The organism is Phascolarctobacterium sp. ET69 (genome assembly GCF_023336935.1).
GTDB lineage: Bacteria > Bacillota > Negativicutes > Acidaminococcales > Acidaminococcaceae > Fusicatenibacter_A > Fusicatenibacter_A intestinipullorum.
Genome location: NZ_JAMBLR010000001.1, coordinates 338,963 through 354,214 on the forward strand (window position 1 = coordinate 338,963; position 15,252 = coordinate 354,214).

Annotated in this window: 10 protein-coding genes; all 10 read right to left on the minus strand. The window is 44.4% G+C overall.

All coding sequences use genetic code 11. The annotated features are described in order from the left end of the window. Positions 1 to 3: 3 nt before the first annotated feature. Genes M3079_RS01660 through M3079_RS01710 form a run of 10 tightly spaced genes read right to left on the minus strand, consistent with a single transcriptional unit; the run spans position 4 to position 15,234 of the window. Positions 4 to 1,242 (minus strand): methionine gamma-lyase family protein, encoded by a 1,239-nt coding sequence (locus M3079_RS01660; RefSeq protein ID WP_249076828.1) that lies wholly within the window; start codon positions 1,240 to 1,242, stop codon positions 4 to 6. 9 nt (positions 1,243 to 1,251) lie between these two features. Continuing rightward, complete coding sequence (gene hflX / locus M3079_RS01665; protein WP_249076829.1) at positions 1,252 to 3,066, minus strand: GTPase HflX; 1,815 nt, start codon at positions 3,064 to 3,066, stop codon at positions 1,252 to 1,254. Positions 3,067 to 3,123: 57 nt separating this feature from the next. Next, complete coding sequence (locus M3079_RS01670) at positions 3,124 to 4,716, minus strand: DEAD/DEAH box helicase (RefSeq protein WP_249076830.1); 1,593 nt, start codon at positions 4,714 to 4,716, stop codon at positions 3,124 to 3,126. Then, on the minus strand, positions 4,713 to 5,975 hold the full coding sequence (locus M3079_RS01675) for a competence/damage-inducible protein A (RefSeq protein WP_249076831.1): 1,263 nt from the start codon (positions 5,973 to 5,975) through the stop codon (positions 4,713 to 4,715). Before M3079_RS01675 ends, M3079_RS01670 begins: the two co-directional genes overlap by 4 nt. Positions 5,976 to 5,993: 18 nt before the next feature. Beyond that, on the minus strand, positions 5,994 to 7,337 hold the full coding sequence (gene rimO / locus M3079_RS01680; RefSeq protein WP_249076832.1) for a 30S ribosomal protein S12 methylthiotransferase RimO: 1,344 nt from the start codon (positions 7,335 to 7,337) through the stop codon (positions 5,994 to 5,996). A 15-nt stretch (positions 7,338 to 7,352) separates the two neighbouring features. Next, positions 7,353 to 8,336 carry an extracellular solute-binding protein gene (locus M3079_RS01685; protein WP_249076834.1) on the minus strand — a complete coding sequence of 328 codons (984 nt, stop codon included), beginning with the start codon at positions 8,334 to 8,336 and terminating at the stop codon, positions 7,353 to 7,355. Positions 8,337 to 8,344: 8 nt separating this feature from the next. After that, positions 8,345 to 10,192, minus strand: a complete 1,848-nt coding sequence (locus tag M3079_RS01690) for a YgiQ family radical SAM protein (protein ID WP_249076836.1) — start codon at positions 10,190 to 10,192, stop codon at positions 8,345 to 8,347. 22 nt (positions 10,193 to 10,214) lie between these two features. After that, positions 10,215 to 10,946, minus strand: coding sequence for a RodZ domain-containing protein (locus tag M3079_RS01695; RefSeq protein ID WP_249076837.1), 732 nt, complete (start codon positions 10,944 to 10,946; stop codon positions 10,215 to 10,217). Between the two features lie 15 nt (positions 10,947 to 10,961). Next, positions 10,962 to 13,547 carry a DNA translocase FtsK gene (locus M3079_RS09370; RefSeq protein WP_283162397.1) on the minus strand — a complete coding sequence of 862 codons (2,586 nt, stop codon included), beginning with the start codon at positions 13,545 to 13,547 and terminating at the stop codon, positions 10,962 to 10,964. 22 nt (positions 13,548 to 13,569) lie between these two features. Continuing rightward, the gene (locus M3079_RS01710; RefSeq protein ID WP_249076839.1) at positions 13,570 to 15,234 is read right to left on the minus strand and encodes a ribonuclease J; all 1,665 of its coding nucleotides are present in this window, start codon (positions 15,232 to 15,234) and stop codon (positions 13,570 to 13,572) included. Positions 15,235 to 15,252 lie beyond the last annotated feature (18 nt).

Sequence of the window (15,252 nt, forward strand, 5' to 3'; positions counted from 1 at the left end):
AATTTATTCTTTGGGGCCTACCATACGAGCTGCGCTCATAATGGCAATACGGCCATGTTCAAAAGTCAGCCCGCCCTGGAAATACACATTATATGGCTCACGGCACGGACCGTCAGCACTTAATTCGATAGAAGCGCCCTGTACGAATGTTCCTGCTGCCATAATAATTTCATTCTGATAACCCGGAATCATGGCAGGAACAGGCTCTACATGAGCGTCAACCGGAGAATTTGTCTGGATTGCAACACAGAAATTGCATAATTTTTCACGTGTTTCCAAACGTATAGCCTGAATAATATCGCTGCGCACTTCTTCCGGCAGCGGTTTTACCGAATAACCAAGGTTTTTAAAAACAGCCGAAGCGAAAATTGCAGTTTTTACGGCCTGCGTTACAACATGAGGCGCAATAAACAAGCCCTGATAAAATTCGCGTGCCGTATCACCCAATGTTGCCCCCATCTCGCCGCCTAATCCCGGAGCTGTAAGACGGTATGAAGCAAGTTCCACCAAATCGGAGCGCCCGGCTATATAGCCGCCAGTAGGAGCAAAACCGCCGCCCATATTTTTTATAAGAGAACCTGCAAGCAAGTCCGCGCCGACTTCCGTGGGTTCCTGTTTTTCAATAAATTCGCCGTAGCAGTTATCTACAAAGCAGATAACATCAGGCTTAACCTTTTTTACGGCTGCGCATATCTCGCCTATTTGCGCTACATTAAGCGTTTTACGCACACTGCTGTAACCGCAGGAACGCTGAATATGTATTAAGCGCGTTTTATCTGTAATAGCACTGGAAATTGCCTCTAAATCCGGCTTGTCGTCTTGCATGGGAATTTCTTTATAAATAACGCCTAAATCTACAAGCGAACCCGGCGTTTTTACAGGGCTGCCGATAATGGTCTGCATGGTATCATACGGTGTTCCGGTTGCAGCTATCATCTCGTCACCTGCACGCAGTACACCCAAAAGAGCTACTGCCAGCGCATGTGTGCCGCTTACAAACTGTGAACGTACCAGCGCTGCTTCCGTATGGAAAATTTCTGCGTAAATTGCGTCAAGGTTCTCTCGCCCAACATCGGAATAAGCATAACCGGTTGTAGGTTTTAAGTAATAATCTGAAACCATGTGGTTACGGAAAGCCTTCATTACTTTTTCTGTGTTAAATAAGGCGGCTTCTTCATATATTTTAGAATATTTTTCTACATCATTAAGTGCTGTTTTTTCAATTTCTGCAAAGTCTACCATTTAAATCATTCACTCGCTTTTTAAAATATATTCATTGTATGCTTCCAAATCTTCTACCGGCAGAATAACTTTCATTACTGCGCCATTTTCGGTATATTCCTGCTCTAAAACATTAGCTGTTTCATGAAGCTGGGCAGCTTTGGCTGTTTCCGCATAAGGAATACACAAAGTAACTTCCACGGCTTTGCTTTTAAGATGTGATTCTATCATCTGCTGCAAAGTTTCAAGGTTTAACTTTTTAGCTGCCGATATACAAACAGTATCTTCTTCCAGTGCTAATCTGTCAGCCAGTTTGCTATCCGGAGGCAGTCTATCTATTTTATTATAAACCGTAATAACCGGCTTTGTTTCTGCGCCGATTTCCTTTAAAACTTCGTGTACCGCCGCGGCCTGTTCTTTGTAAAGCTCGTGGCTTACGTCGATAACATGCACCAGTAAATCCGCTTCCGTTACAACTTCAAGCGTAGAACGGAAAGCGGCAATCAGCTGATGCGGCAGGCGCTGAATAAAACCAACCGTATCGGTTATGATTATTTCCTGCTTATTGGGAAGCGTTAGCTGGCGTGTAGTTGGGTCTAACGTTGCAAAAAGCTGGTCTTTGGCATAAATATCAGAATTTGTAAGTGTATTAAGTAGTGTTGATTTGCCGGCATTGGTATAACCTACAAGGCTCACTTCAAATACATTGTTCTTTTTGCGCTTGCTGCGGTGCAACGAACGTACTGCTTTAACCTTTTCAATCTGGTCCTTAATAAAAGCAATGCGGTCGCGGATTCTGCGGCGGTCAACTTCAAGTTTCGTTTCACCAGGGCCGCGTGTGCCAATACCGCCGCCGAGCCTGGAAAGCATAAGGCCTTTGCCCATAATACGCGGCAGCGTATATTGCAGCTGTGCCAGTTCAACCTGTAATTTGCCTTCGTTGGTACGTGCGCGCTGGGCAAAAATATCAAGAATGAGCGCTGTTCTGTCCAAAATTCTGATGCCCATAACACTTTCGATATTGCGCTGCTGTGCCGGGGAAAGTTCATCGTCAAAAATACATAAGTCGATATTTTCCTGCTGGGCATATAAAGCAAGCTCCTGCACTTTGCCTCTGCCTATAAAAAATGCCGGGTCAGGCTTGGGGCGTTTTTGTATAAACTTCTTTATTACAGTTGCACCTGCCGTATCGGCAAGCTGTTTTAATTCTTCGAGTGAATCGTCAACAGTCCACAGCGAATCGTTTCTTCCCCACTCCATGCCTATTAAAATGGCTCTTTCAGACATAACCTGCAAAGAGGCAGTTCCGGTCTGCTTGTCGAGTATGCGCTCTATCGTGCTTACGGTATTAACAAAGTTAATGTTTTCAGCGTCTTCTATACTATACGGGCCGTAACATTCAGCAGTGTAATTTTCATTGCTGTCTATGCCGGTTATCAGCCCGAAAGTCAGTTCAGATTTGGTAAAATCCGGCGAAGCAACGCCGATGGCAACCATGGCATCGTATTTATTGTTTTTTAAAGCAGAAATATCAACGCCGCTTAAATACGGATTGCCGCCCGGATGCGTATGTATGCAGCGTATACCGCTTAGGCGTCCTGCTCCGCGCCTGCCGCTGAAGGTTGGCAATTCCACGGTAGCATTGTCACCCACTGCAATTTCTATAATCTGGCCGCTGCGTGTAATATAAACGGAAATTTCCCTGTTTATATACTCTGTAATATCCGCAAGTTTAACAGCAAGTTCCTGCGAAACAAGCTGCGGCGACTGCATATCGTACAGTTTCTGCAGTTCTGCTATAACGCTGTCGCGTATGCCTTTTATATTACCTTTAATTTCACGCATAATTATACCTCAAAGAGCAGACAGTATTTCTGCCTGCTCTCTTTCATAAACAAAATTTTACTGACGGCTGCGTGCCGGCTCAACATTAACTTTATAGCCTTTAATGGTGTTGCGGTGCATTACGCCAAGCACTTTTTCGGCAACATCCTCCGGCACTTCAACAAATGTAAATTTATCATAAATATTAATTTTGCCAATATCTTTGGCCGGTATATCGGCTTCAATAGCAATGGTACGCACAATATCCTGCACGCTTATTTTCTGGCTGCGGCCGATATTCATAAAGAAACGCACCATGCCGGGGCGTCCGCCGGTATTGGTTAAATCTTTGGACAAGCCTTCTTCTTTCGGCGCTTCAAGTGCTTTGTTGCCTTCCTGCATTAATTTTAAGGCAGCGGCGATAATGTCTTCCGAAGCATAGTCCTGCAACAGTGTTTCAGCAATAGGCATATAATCATGGTAATGGTTAAGCTCCAGAACCGCCTGCATGCGGGAAATAATAATTTCGCGCTGGCGTTCAACAACGTTTGCCGTTGTAGGCAGCTGACGGCGCATAATTTTAGTATTTGCTGCGCGTTCGATAAGTTTAAGCTGCCTGAATTCACGCGGGGTAATAAAGGTCATGGCAGTACCGGTATTGCCTGCCCTGCCTGTACGGCCAATACGGTGTACATAACTTTCAGGGTCCTGCGGAATATCAAAATTAATAACATGGGTAATATTATCAATATCAATGCCGCGTGCCGCAACGTCGGTTGCAATCAAAATATCAGCCGTGCCTTCGCGGAATTTCTTCATAACACGGTCACGCTGAGTCTGGCTTAAATCGCCGTGCAGGCCTTCTGCCATATAACCGCGGCTGGCAAGTGCGATTGCCAAATCATCAACGCCTTTTTTGGTGCGGCAAAAAATAATAATCTTGCCGTCAATTTCAGCATCGAGCAAACGGCACAGGCCTTCTACCTTGTCTTTGGTTTCAAAATAATACTGCTCAATCAAAGGTACGGTCAGTTCTTCCTTGCTGACGGTAACATTTTTAGGAGCTTTCATGTATTTTTTGGTAAGGCTCAAAATCGGGCGCGGCATGGTTGCGGAAAAGAGCAGCGTCTGCCTTTCCGCAGGCAGGTTGCGCATAATTTCTTCCATATCGTCAACAAAGCCCATATCAAGCATTTCATCAGCTTCGTCTAATACTAAAAACTTAATATGGTCAAGTTTGATGGTGTTGCGGTTAATATGGTCAATTAAACGACCCGGAGTGCCTATTACAATCTGTACTCCGCTTTTTAAGGCACGAATCTGTCTTTCAATAGGCTGGCCACCGTAAACAGGCAGAGCCTTAATACGCGAAGTACGGCCGATTTTACCTACTTCTTCGGCAACCTGAATGGCAAGTTCGCGGGTCGGCGTCATAATAAGTGCCTGAATATGCTTATGGTCGGTAATGCTCTGAACCAGCGGAATGCCGAAAGCAGCAGTTTTACCAGTACCGGTCTGTGCCTGGCCGATAACGTCGTAGCCATCCAGCACCAGAGGAATGGTTTGCTCCTGTATCGGTGAAGGTTCTTCAAAGCCCATGTCTGTTAAAGCTGTAACTATTTTTTTATCCAGCAGCAGGCTGCCGAACATCTCTTTTTGATTTGTTGTCATTTGTCTTTATTCTCCGTTTCTTTTTCCTTTATTCTGTCAATAACCATCGAAATCGCGGTTAATGCACTGCGCATTTTATTATCGGTACGTGTACCGCCAAAAACATGTTTGGCCCATTTTACGCCGTCAGCATCGGCAACGGCCATATATACCAGCCCGACAGGTTTATCTTCTGTTGCTCCGCCCGGACCTGCTATGCCTGTTATGCCAACGCCATAAGTTGTGCCGAACAGTTCACGCACGCCCTGTGCCATTTCGCAGGCAACCTGCCAGCTGACTGCGCCATAGGCTTCAAGGCTTTCTTCCGATACATTTATCAGTTTATGTTTAGCCATGTTGCTGTAAGTAACGGCACTGCCCAAAAGGTATTCGCTGCTGCCCGGAACATCCGTTACAAGGCTGCTGGCAAGGCCGCCTGTGCAGGATTCGGCAAAAGCTATTGTGCTTTTTGTTCTTAACAGTTCCTTGCCAAGATAAGAAGCAAGTGTTTCGTCATCCGTACCGTAGATAAACTGCTTTAATCTGGTATTTACCAGAGCTTCCATTGCAGCAATTAAGGTTTTGGCCTCGTTAACTTCCATACATTTTGCGGTAATGCGGATAATTATTTCTCCCCTGCGGGCATAAATAGCAATGGTAGGATTGGTTTGTGAAGTTATAATATCGTCCAGCTTTTCGGCAACGGCGCTTTCGCCAATGCCGCGCAGCCTGATAATATGCGAATAAATAATTCCCTGTTTGGTAAAATGGTTTATCAAAAAAGGTTCCAGCTGCTTTTCATATACATGCTGCATTTCAGAAGGCGGGCCGGGCAAAAGCACAATCAGTTTGCCTTCATGCCTGATGGCAAGCCCGGGAGCAGTGCCAACTTCGTTAGTTAAAATTTCGGCTCCCACGGGTATCATGGCCTGCTTTTCGTTATTGCCGGACATGCACAGCCCTCTTTTGCAAAAATAGTTATTAATGCGGTTCCATGTGTCCAGGTCAAGATAAGTGCCTAAATTAAGCGTTTCGCATAAAACTTCTTTGGTAATATCGCCGCGGGTAGGGCCAAGACCGCCGGTGGTAATAATAATGTCAGCACGCTCCAGAGCATTTTTAAACACATCTTTTAAGCGCCCGGCATTATCGCCGACAGTAGTCTGATAAAGTACATCAAAACCAAGTTTATTCAGCTGTCTGGATAAATACTGAAAATTTGTATTTAAAATTTCACCCAGCAAAAGCTCTGTACCAGTATTGATAACTTCAACTTTCATGGTCCTTCCCCCTTTAGTTTATATTCTTTCGCCTACAGATTCGTAAGTGAAGCCTTGCAGAATATTAACCTTTACAAAACAGCCGGGTTTAATATCTCCCGGATTTTCAATAAATACCAGTCCGTCGATATCTGGAGCTTCACGGTAGGAACGCCCGTAATGCAGGCCCGAACCGTCTTCTTCAATGCCTTCAACCAGAACTTCAAGAGTCTGTCCTTCGGTATCCTTATGAATTTCTTCGGAAATCTGTGCCTGCAAAGCCATTAATTCATGGTAACGTTCCTGTTTTATTTCATCAGGAATCTGATTGGGCATAGCTCCGGCAACAGTGCCTTCCTCCTGAGAATAGGCAAAAACACCGGCATTTTCAAAACGCTGCTGTTCCACAAATTCTTTTAATTCTTCAAAATCGGCATCCGTTTCACCGGGAAAACCTACTATAAAAGTAGTTCTTATAACAATTCCGGGAATACGTTTACGCAGCTTTGCAAGAAGCGTTTCCACTTCTTCCCTGGTATCATATCTGTTCATTGAAGCCAGCAGCCTGTTGCTTGCATGCTGCAGCGGCAGGTCAACATACTTGCATACCTTATCCAAAGATGCAAAGGTTTCTATAAGCTCATCCGTAAAATTATTGGGGTAACAATACATTACCCTAATCCACTTCAAGCTTTCAATTTTATTTAACTCTTTTAATAAATCAGCTAAAAGCAGTTTGCCTCCCGGTAAATCTTCACCATAGCGGGTTGTATCCTGCGCTACTACAATCAGCTCTTTTACGCCGTTATCGGCCAGTGCTTTTGCTTCTTTAAGCACCTGTTCCATTGGCTTGCTGCGGTATGGCCCGCGGATTTTCGGTATTGCGCAATAAGAACAGCAATTATCGCAGCCTTCGGCAATTTTTAAGTAAGCCGTATATGAAGGAGTTGTTAAAATACGCGGCAGAAAAGTTTCTTTGCTGGTATATATAACATCTGGTTTGCTGCGTTCAAGCATTATAAAGCGTTCGCCGTTCATAACACGTTTTATAATGCTGCCTATTTCGTCATACACTTCCACACCGGCAATGGCATCTGCCTCAGGCAGTTCGTTAAAAAGTTCTTCAGCATAACGCTGGCTTAAACAGCCGGTTACAATAATATATTTGCAGCTGCCGGATTTTTTATATTCTACCATCTGCAAAATGGTATTAATAGACTCTTCTTTGGCAGATTCGATAAATCCGCAGGTATTTACTATAATTATTTCCGCTTCTGACGGGTCATTGGTAATTTCATATTTTTCTTCGTGAATCAGCCCTAACATGGTTTCAGAATCGACCAGATTTTTAGGGCAGCCCAAACTTACTATACCTATTTTCACTGTATATCCTCCGCTTTAATTTTCAAACCGTACGGTTTCAAGCCATTTGTTTATAAGTTTATCAGCTTTTTCCTGCTGTAAATATGCTGTGTTCAGCCACAGTTTTTGCATATCTGTCTTATCATCCATTAAAGTTTCAAGCCCTGTATTCTGCTGCAGCAAAATACGCTTAATTTCTTTTTCCGTTAAAAGCCAGCGGCAAAAATCCTGTGCTGCCATATTCTCCCCGCTTTCAGCGGCAATGGCGACGCCATAAAGATTTACCGGCGTACCTTCTACCGGTTTTGCAACATAAGCAGGAAAAGAATTTTCAAGATATTGGAAAATAAAACTGCTGCGGGTTATAGCAATATCAGCATCGCCGGTTGCTGCCATTCTTATTGAAGTGAACGGAAATTTGGCATACTGGGGAATATTTTTGTGTAGCTCACGCAAATAACCCAAAGCATTATCTTCGCCCCAATGGCTGGCAAAGGCATATAAAAAGCTGCGCGTACTTTCCGTATCGCTTAAATTTTCAAGCGCAATACGGATACCGCGGATTTTCAACAAATCTTCCCATGTACGAATATTTTCCTGACCGGCACGGCGGGCAAAATTCTGGTTTACCAAAAGAACTGCCGGGTCATAAAAAACACCGTACCAGCAGCCGTTTTGGCTTTTAAATGCTTCCGGCAATATTGCAGTTTCTGGTATTTCAAATTTGAGCAGTTTATTCTGCTGCTCCAAATTTACCAGTTTGCTGAATTCCAGCAAATAAATATCGGGCTGCTTCTGCCCTTTTCCGGTATTTTCTTCTGCAAGCCAGACTTTATATTTGCTTTGGGAAGCATTATATTCTTCTGCCAGCGCCTGAAGCAGCATTCTGTTCTGGTCTGATGCAAGAATTGCTTCGTTATCATTTTTTAAATGTACAACATCATCAAAAAAAGAACAGCCTGCAATACAAATTACTGAAATAAAAGCTAAACAGGCCGTTACAAGCCTTTTTAAAGCCATAAAATTCCTCATCTTTTTTTAGTTTTGCTTCTGCTGTTTTTACCGGCAGGTTTAGCTTTATAGCCGGTATTTATTTTCAGCAGGCATTTATCTCCGCTGCCGATAAGGTCATTGCGGCCCGCTTTAAGCAAAGCCTCTTTAACAAGCATACGGTTACGCGGATTTTTATACTGCATTAATGCCCTTTGCATTGCTTTTTCATGCGGGTTGCGTGCTACAAATATTTCGCGCCCTGTTTCCGGGTTGCAGCCGGAATAATACATAGCCGTTGAAAGGCTGCCCGGTGTCGGAATGAAATCCTGCACCTGTTCCGGCTGATGGCCTATATCACGCAAAAATTCCGCAAGCTCTATTGCGTCATCAAGCGTGCAGCCCGGATGGCTGGAAATGAAATACGGCACTAAAAATTGTTTTAAACCGATTTCTTTGTTCTTCTTAGAAAAGGCACGCATGAATTTCAGATAAACTTCTTTACCCGGCTTGCCCATATTTTTCAGGGCGCGCGGCGCTACATGCTCCGGAGCTATTTTTAACTGGCCGCTTACATGGTAACGGCAAAGTTCGTCCAAAAATTCCCCCGTTTTTTCTTCCAGCAAATAATCATAACGGATGCCGGAACGGATGAAAACTTTTTTTATGCCGGGAATAGCCCTTATTTTACGCAAAAGCTCTATATAATCACTGTGGCTGCTGTCCAAATTGGGGCACGGTTTTGGAAAAAGGCACTGCCTGTCGCGGCAGGCTCCAACTTTAAGCTGTTTGGCACATGCCGGATGCCGGAAATTAGCTGTAGGCCCGCCAACATCATGAATGTAGCCCTTAAAATCAGGCATAGCCGCAATAATTTTTGCTTCTTTTAAAATTGATTCATGGCTTCTTGACTGGATAATACGCCCCTGATGGCTGTGAATGGCGCAGAATGAACAACTGCCGAAACAGCCGCGGCAGCTGATAATGCTGAAACGCACTTCTTCAATAGCCGGGACTCCGCCCAAAGCTTCATAGCTTGGATGATAGGTACGCTGGTAATCAAGGTCATAAATAGCGTCCATTTCCTGCTGTGTAAGCGGATACGGTGCAGGATTTTGGACAAGGTATTTACTGCCGTTTTTCTGCACCACTATTTTGCCGTAAAACGGGTCCTGCTCTTTGCTTTGCAGGTAGTGCGCTTTGGCAAACAGCTTTTTGTTTTTAAGGCACGCTTCATAAGAAGGTATTTCCACATAGTCATCAATACCTTCCAGCGAATCAGCAAGATACGCCGTTCCGCGGATATAGTGCATATCCTGCATAGAAGCACCGCCGCTTAAATAGTCGGCAGCTTCCGTAATCTGCTTTTCGCCCATGCCGTAAATTAAAAGGTCAGCATGGCTGTCTGCCAGAATGGACGGCAGAAGTTTGCCTTCCCAATAATCATAATGTGCGAAACGCCTCAGGCTTGCTTCGATGCCGCCTATAATAACCGGCATATCATGCCAGAGTTTTTTTATTTGCTGTGAATATACAACCGTTGCGTGGTCGGGGCGTTTACCCATTTCGCCGCCCGGCGTGTAATTATCTTTTTTGCGTTCTTTTTTTGCCGCCGTATAATGGCAGAGCATGGAATCAAGATTGCCGCCTGAAATAAGCACTGCAAGGCGCGGTTTGCCTAAAACGGCAAAGTTCTCCGGTTTGCGCCAGTCGGGCTGGCACAAAAGAGCCACCTTGTATCCCTGCGCTTCAAGTACACGGCAAATAACGGCAGGGCCAAATGATGGATGATCCACATAAGCATCGCCGCTTACAAACAAAAAATCCAACTGTTCCCAACCGCGTTCTTTAATTTCTTCTATTGAAATTGGCAGAAAATCTTTCATTATTTATGAAAGCCCTCCAAAATTATTTTTTATATGTTCTTACAACCGAACCGACTTCCGGGTCTTTAGGCAGAGTTTCTCCGTTAACGGTTATTTCCATGGCACCAATGTTGCCATAATGCACACTGATATTCTCTTTTGCTTTAAAAGACTGCTGCTGGCCTTCTTCCATTATGCCGCTGAAAACAATCTCGCCATCAGCAGTTACTTCCATCCAGCAGCGGTCAGTTACGCATTTTAAAGCAAGGTTAACGCCATCATACACAGGTTTGGGCACTGCTTTTTCTTCGGCAGGCACGCTGTTTTCCACTGCGGCGGGTTCCGATACCAGATTCTGCGAAGAATCGGTATTCATAAACCAGGCTATGCCGCCTGCAACAACGATAACCAAAGCCAATACCACAATATAACTCAGCCAATTGCCGGAGGATACCCTTTCCGGCTTTATCTGGGGAGAAATACTGATTTTTTCAACCATTCTGATAGGCTTGGGCGCTACCGCTTCCTTGGTAAGGCCGCTGTTCTGTGCTTTATAAATGTTGACGAGGTCCGGCCCGTTAAGCCCCAAAAAATTACCGTACGTGCGGATAATGCCTTTGGTAAAAACATCACCGGGAATTTTGTCAAATTCACCTTCTTCTACCGCATCCAGGTAAAGTTTACGGATACTGGTAGCCGCTTCTGCCTCTTCCAGCGACAACCCTTTGGCCAGACGTGCTTCTTTAAGCATTTTGCTGACATTATCCATATCCATAACCGTTTCCTCCATTTAATTATTAGTTGTAAAAAATTTATCTTCTATTACGGCTTTAGGCATAATAAGTTCGCGCGGTTTACTGCCGGCAGCGTGGCTGATAATGCCCAAATCTTCCATGCAGTCCACAAGCCTTGCGGCTCTTGTATAACCAATACGGAATTTGCGCTGCAGCATGGATGAAGATGCCTGCCCTGTATCCATAACAAGCCTTACTGCATCTTCAAATAATTCGTCGCGCTCGTTGTCAAATCCTGCTGTCTGCCCGGCAGCATTCTTATCGCTTTCCAATGCCTGTTCCGTTACTTCACTGCTGTATTCAACAGGAATAGCCTGCTCTTTTATGAAATCAACAACACGGTTGATTTCATCATCACTTACAAAAGCGCCCTGAACCCTTACCGGCTTGTTAATGCCAATGGGATAAAAGAGCATATCGCCCTTACCAAGCAGTTTTTCAGCACCGCCCATATCCAAAATAGTACGCGAATCGGTCTGCGAAGAAACGGCAAACGCAATACGCGACGGAATATTGGCCTTTACTATGCCGGTAATAACATCTACCGAAGGACGCTGCGTTGCCAGTATAAGATGTATTCCGGCTGCCCTTGCCTTTTGCGCAAGGCGGAGAATTGCATCTTCCACATCAACCTTAGCAACCATCATTAAATCGGCAAGTTCGTCGATAATGATAACAATGAACGGCATTTTTTCTTCTGCGTGCTCATTAAAGCTGCTGATGTCGCGCACATGGCTTTCTGCAAAAGCCTTATACCTGCGCTCCATTTCGGCAACCGCCCAGTGCAGGGCAGAAGCAGCTTTTTTACTGTCGGTAACAACCGGCGTTAAAAGATGCGGTATGCCGTTATAATTAGAAAGCTCAACAACTTTCGGGTCAACAAGAATAAGCTTTACATAATCTGGAGAATACTTGTATAACAAACCTGCTATGATTGTGTTGATACATACAGACTTACCGGAGCCGGTTGAGCCTGCAACCAGCAAATGCGGCATTTTGCTCAAATCAGCAGTAATAATGTTGCCGCTGATATCCTTGCCCAAACCAATAGCCAGCTTGCCGGAAGAATTTTTAACGGCTTCGCAGTCAACAACCTCTTTAAAAAATACAGTATCATTTTTTAAGTTAGGCACTTCAATGCCTATTGCAGCCTTGCCCGGTATTGGTGCTTCAATACGCACGCCGGGGGCGGCAAGTTTTAACGCAATATCATCTGCAAGATTAACTACCGAACTTACTTTTACTCCGGGAGCCGGTTCAAGCTCAAACCTGGTTACAGAAGGACCGCGCGTAACGGCAACAACAGAAGCTCTTACCTTAAAATCAGACAAAGTCTGTTCCAGAATACCGCATTGATGGCGTATTCCTTCTTCAAGGTTATGGTCTTTAGTAACAGTCGGCGTATTAAGTAAAGATAACGGCGGGAATTTATACCCGGGAGCGTTATCTTTTTCGGAAGGTTCGGCTTCTTCTTCCGTTTTAACAACTGCCTGCTCCTCTGATTTTTCTTTAACCAGATCAGCACTGTCAGCAATATTAAGCGGTTTATTTAAAGTAAAATCATCTTTGGTTTCAGGTTTTGCAAATATCTTTTCGGAAGGTATTTCTTCATCCGAAAAATCAATTGCTTTCTGTCTGTACGGGTTTAAAAAGCTGCCAGCAGGCGCCATATCCTGCTCAGGTTTAACAAATTTTTCCAAAACAGGTTTGCTTTCCTGTTTAACAGCAGGTTTTTCAGCCGCAAATTCTTCCGGAGCGGCAAAAAACGCCTGCGTTGCTTGCGTAGTATTTTCCTGTTTCTGCTCATCATCCTGCAAATAAGCATCGTAAGCATCATCTTCATAGGCTTCGCTGCTGTAATTTACAAGGTGTTCGCTGATTGAAGTCTTTTTGGTTTTTCCAAAAATTCTTTTAAAAGCGCCAGGTTTTTCAAGCCCTTCCGTAAATTTGGAAAATTCTCCGTCACGGTAAGGATTAAAAGTATTTTCTTTAGAAACGGTAATATTTTTTTGCTTTACAGGCTGTGAATATTCAGTTCTGCGTAAATCTTTTTTATTTTCTCTTTTGCTAATGCCGGAAAAGGAATTTTTAATTTTCACAAACAAAAGCTGTAAAGAAATTCTGCTCAATAAAAGTACGCTTGCTAAGCCAAGCACAACCAAAATAATCAGTGCTCCAGCTGTACCGGCAATTTTACGCAAAGTCCATAAAATTATACCGCCAATAAAACCTCCGCCTTCCGGAAATGAATATAAATCCAGTTCCTGCCCGGCAGGAGTAAAAAGATGATGTGCAAGGCCCAAAAAGCATATAAGCAGCAAAACAAACGCAGCCACGCGGCGCGAAATACTGAAACGCCCGGAAAAAGCCAGCAGGTAAATGCCGCAGATAATAAGGGCAAGCGGAACCAGAAACGCCCCCAGCCCCAGTAAATATGCAGACATTTCCGACCAGAAACTGCTTGTAACGCCAATATCCGACGCCGCAACAAGCAGCCCTGCCAAAAGCATAAAAATGCCTGCAATTTTTCTTTTGCGGCCTTTATTCTTTTGTTCATCTGCAACTTTTTTATATCTTGGCAACTACTGGCACCTCTTTATTTAATCAAACTTCCATAATAATCGGTAAAATCATCGGGCGGCGGCGTGTTCTTTCATACAAAAAGCGCCCGAGGCTGTCGCGGATAGCGCCTTTAAGAACGCTCCACTCCGTTACATTATTTTCGGCACATTTATCAAGTGCCTGTTCCACTTTTTCTTTGGCTGTTTCCATAAGGTCTTCGGCTTCGCGCACATACACAAAACCACGGGAAACAATATCCGGGCCGGAAACAATATTGCAGGTATTTTTTTCGATTGTTACAACAACAATCATAATGCCGTCCTGCGAAAGCTGGCGGCGGTCACGCAGTACGATATTGCCGACATCGCCAACGCCAAGGCCGTCTACCAGAATTTTACCGGCAGGAACACGGCCGGAAATACCTATACTGTTGCGCGTAAGTTCAATTACAGCGCCGTTTTCGCCGATAACGATATTTTCGCGCGGCATACCCAGCGACTGGGCAAGCTGTGCATGTTTAACCAGATGGCGGTATTCTCCGTGCACCGGCATAAAGAATTTCGGGCGCACCAGATTGTGCATCATTTTAATTTCTTCCTGACTGGCATGGCCGGAAACATGAACGCCGTTGCTTTTTTCGTAAATAACATCGGCGCCGAGTTTATAAAGGTTATCAATTGTGCGTGATACGAGTTTTTCGTTGCCGGGAATAGGCGTTGCCGAAATAATAACGGTATCGCCCGGAAGAATTTCAACCTTTTTATGGTCATTATTGGCCATACGGGTTAAGGCAGACATAGGTTCGCCCTGGCTGCCGGTAGTAATAATTACAATCTGGCTGGGCTGGTAGTTAGATGTTTCATCAACATCAATCAGTACGCCTTCCGGCATTTTCAAATACCCCAGTTCAATGGAAATATTAACAACATTAACCATGCTGCGGCCGATAACGGCAACTTTGCGTTTATATCTTACAGCGCTGTCAACAATCTGCTGAATGCGGTGAACATTGGACGAGAAAGTTGCCACGATAATACGGTTTTTAGCATAGCGGAACTCATCGTCAAAAGTCTGGCCTACCATTTTTTCACTTGGCGTATAGCCCGGGCGTTCGGCATTGGTGCTGTCTGCCATAAGCAAAAGCACGCCCTCATCGCCATATTCCGCAAAGCGGTTAAATTCAGTTACCTGTCCGTCAACCGGCGTCTGGTCAAATTTAAAGTCGCCGGTGTGAATAATAAGCCCGACAGGCGTACGGATAGCCAGTGCTATTGCATCAGGAATGCTGTGGTTGACACGCATGAAACCAAGCTTAAAAGCACCGGCAGATATTTTATCTCCGGGCTTGATTACATGGCAGTTATCGGCACTTACACCGTTTTCTTTCAAGCGTCCCTGCAAAATGCCCAAAGTAAGGGCGGTGCCGTAAACAGGCACATTAATCTGCTTCATAACATACGGCAAAGCGCCGATATGGTCTTCATGGCCGTGAGTTAAAAAAATCGCCCTAACCTTATCTTTGTTTTCCAAAAGATAAGTTATATCAGGAATAACCAAATCTATTCCAAGCATATCCTCCTCAGGGAACATTAAACCGGCATCGACAAGTATAATATCATCGCCATAACGGAAAGCCGTCATGTTCTTGCCGATTTCGCCAAGTCCTCCGAGCGGAATAATATTTACTTTATGTTGTGTTTTACTCAAAAAAAATACACCTCCAAA